Annotated in this window: 20 protein-coding genes; 17 read left to right on the top strand and 3 right to left on the bottom strand. The window is 41.8% G+C overall.

Annotated features, from left to right (window positions below; all coding sequences use genetic code 11):
- The first annotated feature begins 2 nt into the window (after nucleotides 1-2).
- From AR1Y2_RS09780 to AR1Y2_RS09750, 6 genes are all read left to right on the top strand, one after another.
- The gene (locus AR1Y2_RS09780) at nucleotides 3-671 is read left to right on the top strand and encodes an acyltransferase (protein WP_137330242.1); all 669 of its coding nucleotides are present in this window, start codon (nucleotides 3-5) and stop codon (nucleotides 669-671) included.
- Between the two features lie 22 nt (nucleotides 672-693).
- Nucleotides 694-1569 carry a basic helix-loop-helix domain-containing protein gene (locus AR1Y2_RS09775; RefSeq protein ID WP_137328795.1) on the top strand — a complete coding sequence of 292 codons (876 nt, stop codon included), beginning with the start codon at nucleotides 694-696 and terminating at the stop codon, nucleotides 1567-1569.
- Between the two features lie 47 nt (nucleotides 1570-1616).
- Nucleotides 1617-2894 (top strand): HD domain-containing phosphohydrolase, encoded by a 1278-nt coding sequence (locus AR1Y2_RS09770; RefSeq protein WP_137328794.1) that lies wholly within the window; start codon nucleotides 1617-1619, stop codon nucleotides 2892-2894.
- A gap of 164 nt (nucleotides 2895-3058) precedes the next feature.
- Nucleotides 3059-3751, top strand: coding sequence for an iron-sulfur cluster assembly scaffold protein (locus AR1Y2_RS09765; RefSeq protein ID WP_137328793.1), 693 nt, complete (start codon nucleotides 3059-3061; stop codon nucleotides 3749-3751).
- Nucleotides 3752-3763: 12 nt separating this feature from the next.
- Nucleotides 3764-4774, top strand: a complete 1011-nt coding sequence (locus AR1Y2_RS09760) for a GGGtGRT protein (protein ID WP_137328792.1) — start codon at nucleotides 3764-3766, stop codon at nucleotides 4772-4774.
- A 991-nt stretch (nucleotides 4775-5765) separates the two neighbouring features.
- Nucleotides 5766-6173 carry an STM3941 family protein gene (locus AR1Y2_RS09750; protein WP_137328791.1) on the top strand — a complete coding sequence of 136 codons (408 nt, stop codon included), beginning with the start codon at nucleotides 5766-5768 and terminating at the stop codon, nucleotides 6171-6173.
- A gap of 115 nt (nucleotides 6174-6288) precedes the next feature.
- On the opposite strand, the gene AR1Y2_RS09745 is transcribed toward AR1Y2_RS09750, so the two are convergent.
- On the bottom strand, nucleotides 6289-6615 hold the full coding sequence (locus AR1Y2_RS09745; RefSeq protein WP_137328790.1) for a hypothetical protein: 327 nt from the start codon (nucleotides 6613-6615) through the stop codon (nucleotides 6289-6291).
- A 660-nt stretch (nucleotides 6616-7275) separates the two neighbouring features.
- On the opposite strand from AR1Y2_RS09745, the gene AR1Y2_RS09740 reads away from it, so the two are divergent.
- The 3 genes from AR1Y2_RS09740 (at nucleotide 7276) to AR1Y2_RS09730 (ending at nucleotide 10422) form a co-directional block, all read left to right on the top strand.
- Nucleotides 7276-8628 (top strand): MATE family efflux transporter, encoded by a 1353-nt coding sequence (locus AR1Y2_RS09740; protein ID WP_137328789.1) that lies wholly within the window; start codon nucleotides 7276-7278, stop codon nucleotides 8626-8628.
- 112 nt (nucleotides 8629-8740) lie between these two features.
- On the top strand, nucleotides 8741-9322 hold the full coding sequence (locus AR1Y2_RS09735) for a TetR/AcrR family transcriptional regulator (protein WP_137328788.1): 582 nt from the start codon (nucleotides 8741-8743) through the stop codon (nucleotides 9320-9322).
- The gene (locus tag AR1Y2_RS09730) at nucleotides 9319-10422 is read left to right on the top strand and encodes a 4Fe-4S dicluster domain-containing protein (RefSeq protein ID WP_137328787.1); all 1104 of its coding nucleotides are present in this window, start codon (nucleotides 9319-9321) and stop codon (nucleotides 10420-10422) included. The genes AR1Y2_RS09735 and AR1Y2_RS09730 overlap by 4 nt, the downstream gene beginning before the upstream one ends.
- Before the next feature lie 207 nt (nucleotides 10423-10629).
- On the opposite strand, the gene AR1Y2_RS09725 is transcribed toward AR1Y2_RS09730, so the two are convergent.
- Both AR1Y2_RS09725 and AR1Y2_RS09720 read right to left on the bottom strand, forming a co-directional pair.
- A complete protein-coding gene (locus tag AR1Y2_RS09725) occupies nucleotides 10630-10872 on the bottom strand; it encodes a hypothetical protein (RefSeq protein ID WP_137328786.1) in 243 nt (80 codons plus the stop codon).
- 116 nt (nucleotides 10873-10988) lie between these two features.
- Nucleotides 10989-11579 (bottom strand): hypothetical protein, encoded by a 591-nt coding sequence (locus AR1Y2_RS09720; protein ID WP_137328785.1) that lies wholly within the window; start codon nucleotides 11577-11579, stop codon nucleotides 10989-10991.
- A 211-nt stretch (nucleotides 11580-11790) separates the two neighbouring features.
- Here AR1Y2_RS09720 and AR1Y2_RS09715 point away from each other — a divergent pair, with 211 nt between their 5' ends.
- From AR1Y2_RS09715 to AR1Y2_RS09685, 8 genes are all read left to right on the top strand, one after another.
- Complete coding sequence (locus AR1Y2_RS09715; protein ID WP_137328784.1) at nucleotides 11791-12621, top strand: helix-turn-helix domain-containing protein; 831 nt, start codon at nucleotides 11791-11793, stop codon at nucleotides 12619-12621.
- A gap of 141 nt (nucleotides 12622-12762) precedes the next feature.
- Entirely contained in the window at nucleotides 12763-13347 is a 585-nt protein-coding gene (locus tag AR1Y2_RS09710; RefSeq protein WP_137328783.1) for a helix-turn-helix domain-containing protein, read from the top strand.
- A gap of 46 nt (nucleotides 13348-13393) precedes the next feature.
- Nucleotides 13394-13681, top strand: a complete 288-nt coding sequence (locus tag AR1Y2_RS18030) for a protein-L-isoaspartate O-methyltransferase (RefSeq protein ID WP_243118721.1) — start codon at nucleotides 13394-13396, stop codon at nucleotides 13679-13681.
- On the top strand, nucleotides 13672-13950 hold the full coding sequence (locus AR1Y2_RS18025; protein ID WP_243118720.1) for a hypothetical protein: 279 nt from the start codon (nucleotides 13672-13674) through the stop codon (nucleotides 13948-13950). Before AR1Y2_RS18030 ends, AR1Y2_RS18025 begins: the two co-directional genes overlap by 10 nt.
- Before the next feature lies 1 nt (nucleotide 13951).
- Complete coding sequence (locus AR1Y2_RS09700; protein WP_137328782.1) at nucleotides 13952-14581, top strand: Type 1 glutamine amidotransferase-like domain-containing protein; 630 nt, start codon at nucleotides 13952-13954, stop codon at nucleotides 14579-14581.
- A 429-nt stretch (nucleotides 14582-15010) separates the two neighbouring features.
- Nucleotides 15011-15484: a complex I 24 kDa subunit family protein gene (locus AR1Y2_RS09695; protein ID WP_137328781.1), complete on the top strand. Its 474-nt coding sequence runs from the start codon at nucleotides 15011-15013 to the stop codon at nucleotides 15482-15484.
- 3 nt (nucleotides 15485-15487) lie between these two features.
- Nucleotides 15488-17374 (top strand): NADH-quinone oxidoreductase subunit NuoF, encoded by a 1887-nt coding sequence (locus tag AR1Y2_RS09690; RefSeq protein ID WP_175403630.1) that lies wholly within the window; start codon nucleotides 15488-15490, stop codon nucleotides 17372-17374.
- 12 nt (nucleotides 17375-17386) lie between these two features.
- Entirely contained in the window at nucleotides 17387-19069 is a 1683-nt protein-coding gene (locus tag AR1Y2_RS09685) for a [FeFe] hydrogenase, group A (protein ID WP_137328779.1), read from the top strand.
- The last annotated feature ends 222 nt before the right edge of the window (nucleotides 19070-19291 follow it).

Here is a 19291-nt window from a genome sequence, read left to right as displayed (position 1 = left end):
AATTGAAACAACTGACAAATCAGCAAATTTTTAAAGATATGGACCAGACCATCGCAAAGGAACTATTTGAGCAGACTACATATCCATGGGAGGTTCTGGCACTGATCGGTGATTTTATCTTAAAGACAGGGCCAACGCTTTCTAAAGAAGAATTCGAACAGATCGGAGATGATGTGTGGATCGCAAAGTCAGCTACAGTTGCAAGGACCGCGGAGATCAACGGACCGACCATCATCGGGGCAGGCACAGAGGTAAGGCCGGGAGCTTTTATCCGGGGCAATGCGCTGATCGGGGAAAACTGTGTGGTGGGAAATTCCACAGAGATTAAAAATGATATCTTGTTTAATCATGTACAGGTTCCGCATTATAATTACGTAGGGGATTCTATTTTGGGATATAAATCCCACATGGGTGCAGGTTCCATCACCTCCAATGTGAAGTCCGACAAGACAAACGTAGTGATCAAGTGCGGGGAGGAGAAGATTGAGACCGGAAGAAAGAAAATAGGTGCCATCCTGGGTGACCATGTAGAGGTGGGATGCGGTACTGTTTTAAATCCAGGCTCTATCGTGGGAGCTAACACGAACATTTACCCACTTTCCATGGTAAGAGGTTATATAGAGGAAAACAGTATTTATAAAAAAGCAGGGGAGATCGCCCAGAAACAATAAGACAAAGAAAGGATTTCACAGCATGAGAAAAAGAATGATGACGCTGTCGCTTTTAATCTGCGTTTCTTTTGCGCTTTCCGCATGCGGGAAAGCATCCAAACAGGAAATCATTGAATCAGAATACTATCAGAAGCTCCAGGACCAGAATGAAAAGCTGACCCAGGACTTAAAAAAATCAAGAGCCAGGGAAGATTCACTGGACAAAAAGATCAAAGAGATCCATGAGTATACCGGCGATCAGAAGTTAGCCTCGTATAAAAAAGAAGTGGAAGGAAGCACCATTTCCAAGACGGACTTTGTCCGGATTCAAAAAGGAAAACAATTTAAAAGCTTCGCTGTCACCAATGAACCTGTCTGCAGCTATGTGAAAAATATCGTCAAAAATGCTTACCGGATCATCGGCCTTACGGTTACTGACTTAAGGGAAAATTACTCAGGCAGCATTTATTCTTATGCGTTAATTGATGAAGATAATACGACCTACGAATTTAAGGTTTACGGCAACAGCTACATTGTATTTGACTCAATCCCTGAAAATGTGTATTGTTTTGACAATGCAAGTGTGATCGGAGATGGATTAATCGACGCAGAAAATGAAAAAAGATATGCCTCATCCATTGACAGGATGAAGGACGCAGCGTTGATCGTCACGGATAAGGATTTAAAGTTTAATGACACTGCCATCAAGACAGCAAATCTTTTGGAGAAAGCGGACAAAGCGAAAGGAAAGCATGATGCCTCCAAATGGACAGAATACCGTTTCTACACTCAGGGCACGGTGACGACACTGTCTCTTTCAGACAGCAAGGAATTATGTATTACAGACAAGTCAGGAAGCCAGGACTTTTACACAGTCAGTGATAAGACATTTTCAAAGATCAAGAAGCTTTTAAAATAAATCAAAATTAGAGAGAGAAAAGAAGGGATAAAAGGGGATAGAATTTTATGTATGCGATCAGAAGCAAAAATGTCTGGGGGATTATCAAGAGGACATTAAACCGGGTGGATCCCCGTCTCATAGAGCACGGAGAGCGGGTTGCCTACATTGCACTTCAGATTTTAGAAGAGAGTGGGAGGGAACTTCCAAAGGACGTGGTCAAGAATATCCTTCTGACCTGCCTGATCCACGATATCGGGGCATATAAGACAGAAGAGATTGACTGTATTGTAAAGTTTGAGTCAGGAAACGTGTGGGAACATTCTATTTATGGAAGTCTGTTCCTTAAGATGTTCGCACCGCTGGATGACTATGTGGAGGCGGTATTATACCATCACGCTGACTACAAATGCCTAAAAGATAACGGTGTCACCGGGAATTCCTTGCTTTTTGCGGATATTATTCACCTGGCGGACCGGGCAGACCAATTATGGCAGATGAAATCAGAGATAAAGCATGAAATCAGACAGAAGAAGGGAACTGTATTTTCTGCAGAAGCAGTGGAACTGCTGATCGCCGCAGATGAGAAAAAGCACATCAGGGACCAGCTCACTTCCGAACGGTTTTTGGATGAGATCGAAGAGCGCGTGGAACAGATGCAGTTTTCCGAGAAAGAACAGCGCACTTATCTTGAGATGCTTGCCTACTCTATCGATTTCAGAAGCGAATTTATGGTGCTGCATACAATTACTACGGTAAACGCCAGTATGGCCATAGCGGATGTAATGGAGCTTACAGACAGTCAGAAGAAGTGTCTTTATTACGGTGCGCTCCTACACGATGTGGGCAAGGTTTCCACTCCGGTGGAAATTCTTGAAAAACCGGGAGCTCTGACACCGGAAGAGTTTGAGATCATGAAGCAGCATGTGGTGGAGAGCGGAAAGATCCTGGAGGAGTATGTTCACCCAGACATCTATAGGATCGCAGTCAGACATCATGAAAAATTAGACGGGTCAGGCTACCCTCTGGGGCTTCATGGGGAAGACCTTTCTAAGGAGGAGAGGATCTGCGCCGTGGCAGACATTGTCAGCGCTCTTATACGAAAGCGAAGTTATAAGCAGGTGTTCTCCAAAGAACAGACTATCAAGATCTTAAACGACATGGCAGAGAGAAACAAGATATGCCCGGAAGTTACGGAGGCAGTTGTTTCCAATTATGATACATTGATGGATCAAATTAATGCCAACGGTGTTTACCTGTCAGACATCTATCAGAACATGAAAACAGAATACAGGGCTATGCTTGGGATGCTCGGCGAAAACGGTTTTCCAAGATTATTGTCCTAAAATAATTTCCGCGAAAAATTACAAAACATAACAAAGTTATTGAGATAATTTCTTGTTTTAATTTTAACAATATGATAAAATAAACTAGAGCAAATGAGCTTAAAAACATTACTTACATATGAGTGTGGAATGTTTATTATTTATTCACTGAAAGGAGTTTCAACATGATTTATTCACATGAAGTAGAACAAATGTGTACTGTAGCTCAGGGTGTAAACCACGGAGCTGCTCCAATCCCTGAAGAAGCGAAATGGATCAGTGCAAAGAACGTAACTGATATTTCTGGACTGACTCACGGTATTGGATGGTGCGCACCTCAGCAGGGGGGATGTAAGTTAACTCTGAACGTAAAAGAAGGAATTATCCAGGAAGCATTAGTAGAGACTATCGGATGCTCTGGTATGACTCACTCAGCTGCTATGGCATCTGAGATTTTACCGGGAAGAACAATTTTAGAAGCATTAAATACTGACTTAGTATGCGATGCTATCAATACAGCGATGAGAGAACTGTTTTTGCAGATTGTATACGGAAGAACACAGAGTGCATTCTCTGAGGACGGGCTTCCAATCGGTGCAGGCCTTGAAGATTTAGGAAAAGGGTTAAGATCTCAGGTTGGTACAATGTACGGAACATTGAAAAAAGGACCTCGTTACCTTGAAATGGCTGAAGGATATGTTACAGGAATCGCTCTGGACGAAGAAGACCAGATCATCGGATACCAGTTTGTCAGCTTTGGTAAGATGATGGACTTCATCAAAGCAGGCGATGACGCTCAGACAGCTTTAGACAAAGCAAAAGGTCAGTACGGCAGAGTAGATGATGCTGCTAAAATCATTGACCCAAGAAAACAATAGGAGGTAACGAACATGGCTTTATTTGAATCATATGAGAGAAGAGAAAAACAAATTCTTGCTGTATTAAAAGAATATGGTATTAATTCTATTGAAGAAGCTGCTGAAGTTACAAAAGCTGCAGGATTAGATGTTTATTCTCAGGTAGAAGGCATCCAGCCGATCTGTTTTGAGAACGCAAAATGGGCCTATACAGTAGGTGCCGCTATTGCAATCAAAAAAGGCTGCACAAGAGCTGCTGACGCTGCTGCTGCAATCGGTGAGGGACTTCAGGCATTCTGTATCCCTGGATCTGTTGCGGAACAGAGAAAAGTAGGTCTTGGACACGGTAACTTAGGTAAAATGCTTTTGGAAGAAGAGACAGAATGTTTTGCATTCTTAGCAGGACATGAGTCTTTTGCGGCAGCGGAAGGTGCCATCGGTATTGCCGAGAAAGCAAACAAAGTACGTCAGAAACCTTTAAGGGTTATCTTAAACGGACTTGGAAAAGATGCCGCACAGATCATCTCCAGAATCAATGGATTTACATATGTTGAAACTAAGATGGACTATTCTACAGGTAAAGTAGAAGAAGTATTTAAGAAGTCTTATTCTGAAGGATTAAGAGCTAAGGTTAACTGCTATGGTGCAAATGATGTAACAGAGGGTGTTGCAATCATGCACAAAGAAGGCGTTGACGTTTCTATCACAGGAAACTCTACTAACCCTACTCGTTTCCAGCATCCTGTAGCAGGTACATATAAAAAAGAATGTATCGAGCAGGGTAAAAAATACTTCTCAGTTGCATCCGGCGGTGGTACAGGCCGTACACTCCATCCGGATAACATGGCTGCAGGACCGGCTTCTTATGGTATGACAGATACTATGGGACGTATGCACTCTGATGCACAGTTCGCCGGATCTTCTTCCGTACCGGCTCACGTTGAGATGATGGGTCTGATCGGAATGGGTAACAACCCGATGGTAGGTGCAACCGTTGCAGTTGCAGTTGCGATTGAAGAAGCTGCTAAAGAAGGTAAGTTCTAAATAAAAGATAAAAAAAGTATCAAGGAATGGCTTAAAACCGTGGTTTTGGGCCATTCCTTTTTGTGTAAATACATGGAAGGAACTATATAAAAAACTGCAAAATCATTTTCGTATGTTACTTATATGTTACACTTGGGTTAAGCAGACACTTACTATATCTTAAATAAGAGGAAAAGCATTTTGGGTCAAAAAAAGAAGGATGGGAACCTTTCCTATAAAGGTCGCTATCGCTTAGGTAACCAATTCATATTTAGGCATCCGGTAGTATTATTCATCGTAAAAGATAAAAATCGTTGTCGGCTTTTTCCTCCTTCATACTTAGCATGATAAAAACTGTGATTTTTATGGATTCTTTGGTAAGATCCCTTTTGGAAGAAGCTGAAAGCGATGAGTTAAATGGTTCAAATCATGGGTTAATGATGGTATAATTAAGTCGTAATTTAAGGAAAGTATAGCAATTAAGTTAAAATTGTGTAGAAGACTAAGAAAGTTTTTTTAGCAAAGTTATTGAATCCGATAATAATTCCAATACGCCTCTATAAAATCCATTAATATTTCTGCATAGTTCTCACTTCTAATGATTTTTCTTTAAATTATTATATACTGCAGAGGGAATGGCGTCTATCTGCATCCCATAGTTAAAATAGATTTTTAGGGTTACAAAAGAAAATCTCTTTTCGATATTCTAAGAATTAAGAAGGCAAGGATCTAAGGAATGGCTTAAAAACATTGGTCTGAACCAAAAGAGAAAGGAAGTTATTAAAAATTACTATCATCCATATCCAGCCTTTTTCTATATCCAAATCATATGTTATAATATAATTACGACAAAAAAGAATTCGGAGGGAGAAAAATTGATTTGTCCGAAGTGCGGGAAAGAAAGTGTAGAAGATGCTTTGTATTGTGAATGGTGTGGTACATCTTTAGAGTCTAAAACCAGTCACAAAATCTATCTCATTTACAACGATAAAAAAAGTATAAGAGTTTTACTTTGATAACTTTAGCATTTATGTTGGGCGGATTTTTTATATTAAGTAACAGCAATGAAGAGTTAGCGGAATATCATATTAATGGGCCGGGTCGATTCCTTACTGGAAATCCTCTCGGTTTAAGATTGGTTGGATGGATTCTTCTTATTGTATCCATGCTGATACTGATATTATATTTATATGGTTACAAAAAGCAAACGACCAAACCCATTATTAAATTAGATGCAGAAGGTATAGAGAGTTATTTTCGTAGTAATGGTTTTATAGGAAAGATTTGTTGGAATGAGATTACAAATTTATATCTTACATATGTACAAGGTGCAAGATACTTAATCATTGATTTTAAAACTAAAAAAGAAGTATACGAAGCTTCAAGAAAATATATGTGTCTCTATGAGAAGAGACAATAGATTTTTAAACAATATAGAGAATTGACTAAAGGCCTAATCTGCTTCTATAAGCTGATTTTAGAATCCAGCTTATAGAAGATCATTTCTTATAGAAAAGGAGGCAATAAAGTGATCGCTAAAGATCATTCTTATGAACATCATACCATTCAGAAACTGTTAAGTTCCCATTTTTTGTGATGATACGATTCCCGTTCTCTGTAAGATAGACAACTCTTCCAACCAATGTTTTTCCTGTTGAAGTGTCGACACCTTTAACCTTCTGGCCTCTGGGATGAATGGCCTGTTTCGTTAAATGAGCTGTCACTTTTACCAAATGCAGATCATCAATGGTTTTTGCTGTTCTCTGCTTGTCTTTGGTACATATAAATACATTACTTCCAATATGAATTGCATTATAAGATGTTGATTCTTTCGTACGATCCTTAAAATAGTCTTTTTCCATTGGGATTCCTTCTTTCTTAATTCTTCTATAATAGTATATCCAAAAGGGTATCCCGTATCTCATACCCTTCGAATGCAAGGCCTCCGAACTGGTGAAAATGGACGTAATGTCTGCTGGAGATGGCTGTTGCAAGACAAAAGGCGCCACCTACGATAGTTATTTACCACTATTGGAGGAGCGCATTTTAAAAGCGCGACGGAAATAGTGGTAAATAACTCATAACAAAAATAAAGCTTCTTTCATACTATTTATTCGGATAGGACTACATTATTCTGATGTTTGACAAGCTGGTCTGCTTTCTCTATAATGAAACTAATAACAAGCATAGGAAGGGGCGAGTGCAATGTTATTTGGAAAGTTTTGTATTGGATTTTGCTTTACACAATCATTTAGAACAAGACATTGTGTAGAGCCTAATCTAAAAAATGAGTTTTTGAGGGGTGGCTTCTAGATCAGCTTGTGTTGGTCTGAGAGTCTATTTAACACACCTTTTTATGAGCTTAAATGATTGAATTTTCGGCCGTAGACAATGTTTTGTCTGCGGCTTTTTGTTGTCTGTAATTATATTGCTTGCGTCCAATGGACGAAGCATCGGAAGCGGAGGGCCTGCCTGTGGGTAGATGGGTACCTCCGCTTTTATTTTTGAAAGGAGAATTTCAAATGGAAAATAACGAACAGGATTTAACAGTAGGAAATGTACCAAAAAAGCTGATACAGTTTGCATTTCCTCTGCTTGGAGCAAATCTATTGCAGTCATTTTATAGTATTGTGGATATGTTGGTTGTGGGCCGTATTGTGGGAAAGGCCGGGCTTGCCGCGATCAGTAATGCCTCAATGATCAGTTTTATCATCAATTCGATTTGTATTGGAGTGATAATGGGAGGGACTGTTTTAGCAGCCCAATATGTGGGCGCTGATGATAAACAGGGACAGAAGGATACTGTTGGAACTCTTTTCAGCTTAGCGTTTATTGCTTCGCTCATTGTTACAGTGATAAGTTTGCTGCTGTATTCACCGGTCCTTTCGCTTCTTAATGTCCCTTCGGAGGCCATGGATGATGCATGTAGCTATATGCAGATCATCTGCATGGGAACGGTATTCGTTTTTGGCTATAACGCGGTTTGCTCACTTATGAAGGGATTCGGGGATTCCAAAACTCCGCTTTACTTTGTGGCGGTGGCGGCAGCAGTTAATATCATTTTAGATTTACTTTTGGTGGGCCCTTTTGGTATGGGAACAAAGGGAGCAGCATATGCAACTATTTTTTCGCAAGGGATTTCCTTGATCCTTTCTGTGTTGTATTTGAAGAGAAAAAATTTTATATTCGATTTCAAGTTGAAAAGTTTCATGATTCACAAAGACAAACTGATTGTCATTTTAAAAATTGGCCTGCCGACAGCTGTTCAAATGATAGTTGTAAACATTTCATATATGCTGATCACAGGCATGTTAAATACTTTTGGCGTTTCAGTGGCGGCGGCTTCCGGAATTGGGTTGAAAGTGAATACCTTTGCGGGTATGCCGTGCTGGGCCATAGGGCAGGCGGTAACTGCTATGGCCGGACAGAATATGGGGGCCCGAAATATAGAAAGGGTAAAGAAAACTACACAGAGCGGTTTATGGATCAATATAGTTGTTACTCTGATGGTTATCGTATTGGTCCAGGTATTTGCTGAAGACATCATTATGCTTTTTGATCCGGCCAGTGCAGACGTTATTGAACAAGGGATTCTGTATCTTCGTATTTGTTGTGGTGTCAACAGCTTGATTTATGCGGTAATGTATACGGTTGATTCCTTTGCGATTGGTGTAGGTTCCGCCAATGTGGCGATGTGCAATGCTCTGTTAGACGCTGTGGCCGTGCGACTGCCTGTCTGCGGGCTGTTGGCATTTATCTTTCCATATGGGTTTATTGGAGTCTACATCGGGCAGGCATTTTCTCCCATTCTGCCTGCGATCGCCGGATTAACTTTTTTCATGAGAAAGAAATGGATGTCTCAAAAACTTATTTAGTAAGAAATTAGAATAGAAACGGTAAACTAGTGCTTGACAAAGTGAGCGACTGCTCACTATAATAGAGGTGAGCAGTCGTTCACTAGAATTTCAATCAGTCAGGAGGGATCATATGACCACAAAAGAACGAATCTTAGAGGAAGCTATGAAACTATTTTCCATTTATGGATACGATGCTGTATCAGTAAGAAAGATTGCCAGTTCCGTCGGCATAGGCAACAGCGCATTATATAAACATTATTCAAGCAAACAAGCAATTTTTGATGCGATCGTGGATCAATGTAAGAAACATTTTATGGATCAATGCAATTATGCCCAAGATACCATGTCGCCCAGCAAGGAAGACTTTGTCACGATGTGCCTTTCCATGTTTAAATTCCAGATTGAAGATGAACTGATTGTAATGTTTCGCAGAATTCTGTTGATTGAGCAATTTAAGAATGAAAACATGTCCAGGATATTCAAAGAATTTTTTATTGATTGTCCTATTAACTCTCAAAAACTCATATTTCAAGAATTAATGGACCACGGTGTGATGGTAAAGAAAGATGCAGAAGTTCTTGCTATGGAGTTGTATTCTCCATTCTTTATGTACCACACAATAAAATGTGATAAAGAAAAATTAGAACAATTGTTAAAAGCCCATGCAGAATATTTTTTTACAGAAAATATCATAGGAGAACAGAGAAGATGAAACAATATGCGTTGATCAATAAAAACATCGTGCGGCATAATTCTAGTTTGAAGTTAGCCTACAAAAATGCAAAGCTGGAATATGGAAAGGGAAAAAGGAAGCCATTAAAAAGTTATTTGGGAAAGGCGGTTCAGTTATCCTCAGAAATATTAATCGGAAGCGAAAAAAGAAGGCCAGATATGACTTCGTCGATTACAAGCAAAGAACTATTATTAAAACTTCAGGAATCAAAAGTCACTGGAATGAGTGGAAACAGTTATTTGCTGTTCGATAAAATCAAACGGTTTCTTGCGTCAGACACCAAGGATCGGATTTTAATTATTAATGCTGTAGAATGCGATCCCGGGCTGGTACATGACGAATGGCTGCTAAAAAATAGAATGAAAGAGATTGTGTATGCTATTGACTGTTTAAAGGACACATTATCCTTAAACAACATTATTCTAGCCGTCAAACAAAAAAATGTAAAGCCTGGTTATAATTATTCTGTTGCTGAAGTTCCGGCCAGGTATCCGATGGGAGAAGAACATTTTTTGATGAAAGAAACACTTCATATTCCATTAGAAAAAGGGCAATATCCAGCAGACTTTGGTATATTAGTACTAAACCTTCAAAGCATTTATCAAATTTCAAAAATCATAAATAACTGTTACGACGGCGGGAGATTTATTACAATTGCTGATTTATCACATGCAGCTGCCAAAGTCGCATATGTATACCCATCAGATAACATCATAAGTATTTTAGAAAAGCAATTTGCTCACAGTGCAGGGCAGACAGTTTATAAGGGGACTGGAATCTTCTCTTGTTCTGTTGCCAGCCAAAAAGAAGATTTTTCATACACAGGAAACTTTGCAGCTTTTTCAAAACTTCCTGAAATACACAATGCTAATAAATGCAGAAATTGCCATAGGTGTGATAGAAAATGTCCGGCAGGCATTAGGGTCTCAAAAGTTGTTCATGTATTAGATGACAATTTATCAGACTCATTACTGGATAAGAGTGCACTTGAAAAATGCATACAGTGCGGAATTTGTACATATTACTGCCGAGCTTCTAAAAATGTTTCCTCCTATATCACAACTGCATTGGATTTATAAATTGAGATTCAAAAATCTGAGTGTAACTAGCAATTTACGAGTATATAATGCCTGGATCAATGGAAATTATGTGAATGCCTACATTAGGAATATGGCTGTAAACACAGATTATAAGGATCAAACGATAACGGTTCAACTTTATTTTCTACGCAACATTTAGCTGAAAAATTTTATTTCACAACCGAGGCTCACCGCCTCGGTTTCAGACTACTGCTTGATCAACTGTTTCATAATTTCTAGTGCAGTACAATAACCATAATGGAATCCCTGTTTTTTGCACTGGAAACCGTATTCGGTTTTCAGATCAGACAGTTTTGACTTAAAGCAGTCGTCGAGGTCCAGGTCATCCAAAGAAGATTCAAATTTTGCTGAAGACTCAATCAGATAATTATTTTGGTCTTCATTTTCCAAATAATATTCATACATTAGTTTTTCCAGATCAAATTCCATTGTTGTAATTCCTCCTGATAGTGATATGACTAGCTGCAATTATGTTATAGTCCTTTAAGAAGAAAAATAGGAATGTGAGACAGCAAGAAAGTCTGGGACAAAAGCCCCAGACTCTGTTATAATTGCTGGATATTAAATGCCGTGGTCTGAGGAGGAATGCTGGGTGCCTGAAAATTAGCATGGGTTATCCTCACCAGCTGGCCCGGCCAAAGATCACGGAATCTGATCGGCAATCCAAAACGGTTTGTAAATGTGGTTGTATTTGTGATGATAAATTTAGTTTGGTTATTTCTGTTGTTTGGGTTCTCTGTATAGAGAAAGTTGTTGTCAAAATCAATCAAAGTAATCCGTCCGGTAGTAACAGAGGGAGATGGCTGTGGATTTCTTCTAACAGCAATTAAAAAAGCATTAGCCTGAGGAGGGATACTCCTCGTCATACGCGATGAGAAAACAGCATTAATCCACATACCTGCCCTTAGACAGCATAGACACATATTTCGTCCGTTGGTGTTTATTACAACTGTGTTTCTATTGAGATTTAATCTGATCGTTTGTATAGAAGTAATATTGTTTCTTTCACGCACAGAGTAAGAAACTAATATAAATCCGTTAGAATTATTAAAACAGGAAACTTCTTCTATGAAACCATTATTGATTCTCATAGTATTTCCCTGTTGGACCATGGTTCCTGGAACTTCATTGCTCATACAGATATTACCGCCAGTAGTTTTTTATATATTTTATGTGGATTTTAATAAAATGTGAGTTGGGGAGAGGTTCAAAGTACTTGATCCAGCCAATTCTACTGTTGGTTTATCTCTTTATAAACCCATGGGCGGTTGTGCCTTTTGTGATTTGCTGATATAGTTTGATTGTCTCAGGTCTCTGGAAATAAAAACTAAAAGGCGGTACATAAAAATGAAGGAACAAAAAATAGGCACGTTTATTCAACAATTAAGAAAAGAAAATAATCTGACCCAAAAGGAGTTGGGAGAGCAGTTGAATATTACGGATAAGGCAATATCCAAATGGGAGAGGGGATTAAGCTGTCCGGATATCTCATTGATCATACCATTGGCAAGGATCTTAGGAGTTTCAGCCAGTGAATTGTTAAACGGATGTAAAGATAGCGAACCTCCCAGTAAAAAAACTGAGACTATTATTGAAGAAGCACTGGAATATTCGGATCGAACGAGTAAAAATAGATTGGAAAAGATTAAGATGGGGGTATTGATTTTTTGCTCCGTGACGTTTTTGTTAACGGTTTTTATCTGTTTTATCTGTGATTTCTATATTACAGGAAGGCTGACATGGTCTTTGGTTGTCACTGCCTCCCTCGTATTCAGCTGGCTGCTTTTATTGCCTTTATTAAAGGCGAAACAGGGCTGTATAAAGATGACACTTTATGTACTCAGCGTTACGATATTCATTTATCTGTTTGTTTTAGGGCAGATTTTAAATCTTCCTCTGGTGTATACATTAGGTTCTGCTGTTTCAGGAGTCTCTTTAGCAGGAATTTGGTGTATGTACTTTCTGTTTTATCAATTAAAACACAGATTGTGGGGTGCGTTCGGAGGTTTATTTTTGTTGGCCATTGCTGTGAGCCTGACAATTAATCATTTGACATCCTATTTCTTGAAAGATTATACGTCAGATATGATCAGCGATGCGGTCAATGTTATTTCGCTGGTCATATTGTCAATGATCTGCTTTGCAGTCGACCGCTATGTGGCTAAGAAAAGATATTAAAACAGAAATATAGCAGGCTGTCATTTAAAATCCGGTTATACCGGATTTTTTTCGTAGCAAATGAGTTTTGTCGTAAACTCTACGGAGCGTTGATTGTGTTTTTATGCTGGGGTTTTTATAATGACAAATGAGGTGAGAAAGATGGATAATAAAAAAATAGGCAGATTGATCTGTGAATTGAGAAAAGAAAGACAGCTGACACAATTACAGCTGGCGGACTGTATGAATATCAGCGATAAAACAGTTTCAAAATGGGAGAGAGGCCTTGGATGCCCGGATGTGTCTCTACTTCCTAAATTATCAGAACTGTTTGGAATTGATTTGGAGAAGCTGCTTTCAGGGGATCTGTCCGCCAATGATATTTTAGGAGGAAATATGAAAAAAATGAAGTTTTATGTCTGCCCGGACTGCGGTAACTTGATAACAGCTATGACTGACAGCGGGATCACCTGCTGCGGCAAAAAACTAAAGGCAGCTCAGCCGAAAAAGGCAGCCAAGGATGAACAGCTTACGGTGGAAATGATAGAAAATGACTATTATATTTCATCGGAGCATGAAATGACCAGAGAACATTATATCTCATTTACTGCACTGCTTACGGGAGACAGTATCATACTAAAGAAGCTGTACCCCGAATGGGATCTCCAGACAAGGATTCCTGCGGTGGGACATGGAATGCTGATCTGGCAGTGTACAAAACACGGCTTCTTTTATCAGCTGTTATAGTCTGTCTTATTGTTTTCCATGGTTGGTTTGATTATAATAAAGGATAATGAGGATTATAAGCAATGACATAGAAGACAGCATCAATAAAACAAGAGGAGGATTTGAAGAGAGCTTTCAGGCGGAAAACTTTTATAACAACCAGACACAGGATGAAAAGCACTTGAAGCTCATCTTGGATTTCTTGGAAGTCAGACCAGGCAGGAAGATCCTTGATCTGGGTACAGGTACCGGTTATCAGCCGTTATGCATTGCATCACTTTCCGATGTTTTGTTGCGGATCCTGCACCAAATGAAAATGATGCAGAACGGTTTGTGGATGCATACATGCAGATGAAAAAGGACGGACACATAAAGTTTTATACAAAACGAGAGTGGGAAGAGATAGGGGAAGCGGCAGGGCTTCACTATATAGATGGATTTGAAACAAGCATCCGCTTTCCGAAAAAGCGGGAAACTGCATGGGGATTTGAAGACATTCTGAACAGATTTGACCATGATGTGATTGCGGGTTATAACCTAAAGATCACGGACGATGAAATATGGGTCACAGAGAGAGTCAATAATTTTCTGTTTCAAAAGCCAAGAACGGAGGAGGGGAGATAAAATGAAAAGGATGATGTTAGTCTCTATGTTCCAAAACGTTGCCAATATCTTAAAAACAATCGAACCTGATCTAAAAAACAAAACAGTAACCTATATTCCCACGGCCAGTAAAGTTGAGCCATTAGGGTTCTTTGTGAAAATTGGGAAATGGAGATTAAAGAGACTGGGATTGTCCGTTGATGAACTTGAAGTTTCTACCGCATCTTATGACACGATAAAAGACAAGTTAGAGAAGAACGATTATATTTATGTAACCGGAGGCAATACCTTTTTCTTGATGCAGGAATTAAAAAGGACCGGTGCGGACAGGCTGCTGGTAAGTGAAATAGAAAAAGGGAAGTTCTATATCGGTGAGTCTGCCGGGGCCATCGCAACAGCCCCTGATATTGAGTATTCAGCCCGAATGGACCATAAAGAAAAGGCACCGGAATTGCAGAATTCTTCGGGATTAAGCGTGACTGGCTTTTATGTTGTGCCCCATTACCAGAACCGGGAGTTCAAAAAGGCGGTAGAAGAGATTATCAATAACTATTCCGAGGAGTTGGATTTAAAAGTGATAAATGACAACCAGGCATTATTGGTTGAGGGGGATAAGATTAGAATACTAGGTGGTAAGGGAACCTTCCAGTGATCTGGTCCGTGTCAGAGGGAAAGTTTATTCTAAGCTGACATATTTCAGGCATTCCACTAGCTCCATATCCTCTGCAGTGACAATTGAGTTAGTATCCACTAACGAATCATAACGGAGATTGACGAATTCGTAAATAGCAGGTCCCTTAAGGAAAGGGGGCCTGTTTTTTGTTCCATAGGAAAGTTCTCCCTATGGAATAAAAAAAACCTGCGGTCAGTATGCACGCAACCAATCGCATTTAGCGCTTAAAATTGCTAAGTCCCTCAAAGAGTGAGGGGTTGGGGAGATGAAGTGGACCCGCCTACTTTGTTTTTGTACTTTTTTACTGAGAATCAGAACGTTGTTATTGATAATCCGACAATTTTGACATATAATTAACAGTGATTGATAAAAAATTAACCAAAATGCACAATTTGAAGGAGGTATCACATGTTAGATCAGGCCTATTATGACAAAACAGATGAAATCATAGCGTCTCACGGGCTTACACAGGCGGCGTTGATTCCGGTCATTCAGGACATTCAGGCTGAATACCGCTATCTTCCGCCTGAGCTTTTGAGTTATGTGGCAGGTAAACTGTCCATCGATGAGGCAAAGGCGTACAGTGTTGCGACATTTTATGAGAATTTTTCCTTTGAGCCAAAAGGAAAGTATATCATTAAAGTCTGCAATGGAACGGCCTGCCATGTCCGCAAGTCGGTTGCTATTCTGGAACGGCTGTACAGTGAACTGGGGCTTTCGGGGGAAAAAGCCACCACAGACGATATGCTGTTCACACTGGAGACGGTCTCCTGCCTGGGGGCCTGCGGACTTGCGCCGGTGCTCACGGTAAATGACAAGGTATATCCGGCTATGACTCCGGACGCCGCAGCTGAATTGATCCGAGAACTGAGAGGAGCTTAAATCATGAAAAAGATAGAAAACAGAGAAGCTCTCGGCCGGATCCGCGAAGCTTCCAGAGAACAGGTGAAAAAAAGTAAATGCAGAGTTCTGATCTGTGCCGGCACAGGCTGCCTTTCCGGCGGATCAGGGGAGATCTATGACCGGATGTGTGAACTGGTAAAAGAATATCCTGACGTGGAGATCCATTTTGGCCCTGAGATTGCACACGGGGATGGGGAGATCGGCATTAAGAAAAGCGGCTGTCACGGATTTTGCGAGATGGGACCGCTTATGAGGATTGAGCCCCACGGTATCTTATATACGAAAGTTCAGCCGGAAGACTGTGATGAGATTTTTCATAGGACTATAGAAAAAGGGGAGCCGATCCGTCACCTGCTTTTTAAGAGAGACGGTATTGAGTATCAAAAACAGGAAGACATTCCTTTCTATAAAAAACAGACAAGAAATGTGCTGAAAAACTGTGGCCACATTGATGCGGAGCATATCGAAGAATACCTGTCCGTGGGCGGGTATGAGGCTTTGGAGAAAGCATTATTTGAGATGAAGCCGGAAGACGTGATCCGTGAGATCACTGAGTCAAATCTTCGTGGACGCGGAGGCGGAGGCTTCCCCACAGGATATAAGTGGTCCCAGGTGGCCGGACAGCCGGAAAAAGTGCGCTATGTGGTCTGCAACGGAGACGAAGGTGATCCTGGTGCGTTCATGGACCGGAGTATCATGGAAGGCGATCCCCACAAGATGATCGAGGGAATCATGCTTGCGGCCTATGCAGTAGGGGCAGAAGAGGGATATATCTATGTCCGGGCAGAATATCCGCTTGCCATCAGCCGGCTGAAGCGTGCCATTGAACAGGCGGAAGAAAGCGGGCTGTTGGGAGATCATATCCTGGGAACGGATTTTTCCTTCCATTTACATATCAATAAGGGTGCAGGAGCTTTTGTGTGCGGAGAGGGAAGCGCGCTGACCGCATCCATTGAAGGCAACCGTGGAATGCCGCGGGTGAAGCCGCCGAGGACGGTGGAACAGGGTCTGTTCGGAAAGCCGACGGTACTGAATAACGTTGAGACCTTTGCCAATGTTCCTATGATCATCGGGGAGGGAGCACAGTGGTTTAAAGGGATCGGACCGGAGAAAAGTCCTGGTACAAAAGCGTTTGCCCTTACCGGAAGCGTCAAGCATACGGGACTGATCGAGGTTCCGATGGGAACGACTCTAAAGGAGGTTATTTATGACATCGGGGGAGGAATCAAGGGAGACGGCAAGTTCAAGGCCGTACAGATCGGAGGGCCGTCCGGAGGATGTCTGATCACACCCCATCTGGATGTAAAACTGGACTTTGATTCCTTGAAGAAAATGGGTGCCATGATTGGGTCCGGAGGGCTGGTTGTCATGGATGACAGCACCTGTATGGTGGAAGTGGCACGGTTTTTTATGAACTTTACCCAGAATGAGAGCTGCGGGAAATGTGTCCCATGCCGGGAAGGTACAAAACGGATGCTGGAGATCCTGGAGAGAATCGTGGGAGGAAAAGGAGAACCTGAGGATCTTGACCTTCTGGAGGAGCTTGCCACGACCATCACAGAGACGGCACTCTGCGGATTGGGAAAAAGCGCGGCGCTTCCTGTAATGAGTACTTTAAAACTGTTCCGGGATGAGTACGTGGAGCATGTGGTCGACAAAAAGTGTGTATCCCACAACTGCAGTGCTCTTCGGAGATTTGTCATCAGTCCGGAACGGTGCAAAGGATGCTCCAAATGCGCAAGAAACTGCCCGGCCGGCGCCATCAGCGGGCAGATCAAGGAGCCGTATGTAATTGATAATGATAAATGTATTAAATGCGGGGCCTGTGAGAGCGCCTGTGCATTTGGTGCGATCCATATTGAAGGGTAGGAGGAGACGAACATGAGTTATATGACGATCAATAACAGAAGGGTGGAATTTACAGACGAAAAAAATGTTCTGTCTGTGATCCGCAAGTCCGGAATAGATCTTCCTACCTTCTGCTATCATTCAGAGCTTTCCACATATGGTGCATGCCGCATGTGTGTCGTTGAGGATGACCGGGGAAGGATTTTTGCATCCTGTTCTGAGACTCCCCGGGATAAGATGGTGATCTATACCAACACCCCGAGACTGAAACACCACAGAAAAATGATCATTGAGCTTTTGCTGGCTTCCCACTGCAGAGACTGTACTACCTGCACGAAAAACGGAGTCTGTGTCCTACAGAAACTATCCAGGCAGCTGGGCATCAAGGAAGTGCGTTTTCCGAATAATAAAAAACAGCTGCCGAAGGATTTGTCTTCCGAATGTATTATCCGGGATCCAAACAAGTGTATTTTGTGTGGCGACTGTGTCAGGACCTGCGATGAAATCCAGGGAATGGGAATCCTGGACTTTGCGTTCCGCGGATCTAAGATGCAGGTGACGACGGCCTTTAACAAGGATCTGGCACAAACAGACTGTGTGGGATGTGGGCAGTGCCGTGCGGTCTGTCCAACCGGAGCCATTACGATCAAACAGAATATCGAGCAGGTGTGGGATGCGCTGTCTGATCCTGAGATCCGGGTTGTAGTACAGATCGCGCCGGCAGTGAGAGTGGCCGTGGGAGATAAGTTCGGTATTCCAAAAGGAGAAAATGTGCTCGGCCGGCTCGTGGCCGCACTGCGGAGGATCGGATTTGATGAGGTATATGACACCAATTTCGGTGCAGATCTGACGGTTATGGAAGAGTCCAAAGAACTGTTAGAGCGCCTGGAGGTGGGGGATAACCTTCCGTTGTTTACTTCCTGCTGTCCTGCGTGGGTGAAATTCTGTGAGAACAGGTATCCGCAGTTTAAGGATCACATTTCTACCTGCCGGTCCCCTCAGGAGATGTTTGGGGCGCTGATGAAAGAGGAAGCACGCATGAATGACGCCAGTGATTCCAGGAAGGTAATGGTGGTCTCCATCATGCCGTGTACTGCAAAGAAAGCGGAGATCACAAGGCCGGAGCACTTTAATGACGGAGAACAGAACGTGGACTATGTGATCACTACCACAGAAGCAGCCCGTATGATCCAGGAGGCCGGCATCGATCTGGCTCAGCTGGAGCCGGAGGCACTGGATATGCCGTTTGGTATCTCCTCCGGCGCAGGTGCGATCTTCGGTGTGACCGGAGGTGTAACGGAGGCAGTTCTGCGCCGGCTGATGAACAGTGACAGGGCAGAAGACCTGGAAGCCATCAGTTTTACCGGTGTACGCGGGGTGGACGGGATCAAGGAAGCTTCCGTGAAGCTTGGAGACCGTGACGTAAAGATTGCGGTAGTCAATGGACTGCGCTGTGCGTCTGAGGTGCTGGATAAGATAGAAGCAGGAGAAGTACATTATGATTTTGTAGAAGTCATGGCTTGCAAAAGAGGCTGCATCACAGGAGGAGGCCAGCCGGTGCCGATCGGACCGAGAACCAAGAAGGCGAGAGTGCAGGGTCTTTACAAGATCGATAAAATGGCCCAGATCAAACTTTCCAGCCAGAATCCTATCGTTGCGACTGTCTATGACGGCCTTTTAAAAGGAAAGGAGCATAAGCTGCTTCACAATGAATAAAACACAGAAATTGAATGAAATTAAACCATAGTTCGATTTTTCTATAAAAAGCTCTCTGACATCGATGCACAGAACGCATCTTATGTTGTCAGGGAGCATTTTTATGTCAGATGATGTAGGTCTGCCCGATTTGCTCTATTACTTTCATCTGATACCAGCAACCAGAGAGTGAAGCAGGTCCGGTTCTAGGTTTCCCAGTCTGAATGTATATAATAGGCAAAA

It is taken from the genome of Anaerostipes rhamnosivorans (assembly GCF_005280655.1).
In the GTDB taxonomy this organism is placed as follows: Bacteria; Bacillota; Clostridia; order Lachnospirales; family Lachnospiraceae; genus Anaerostipes; species Anaerostipes rhamnosivorans.
This window is presented reverse-complemented; position numbering and strand designations above follow the sequence as displayed.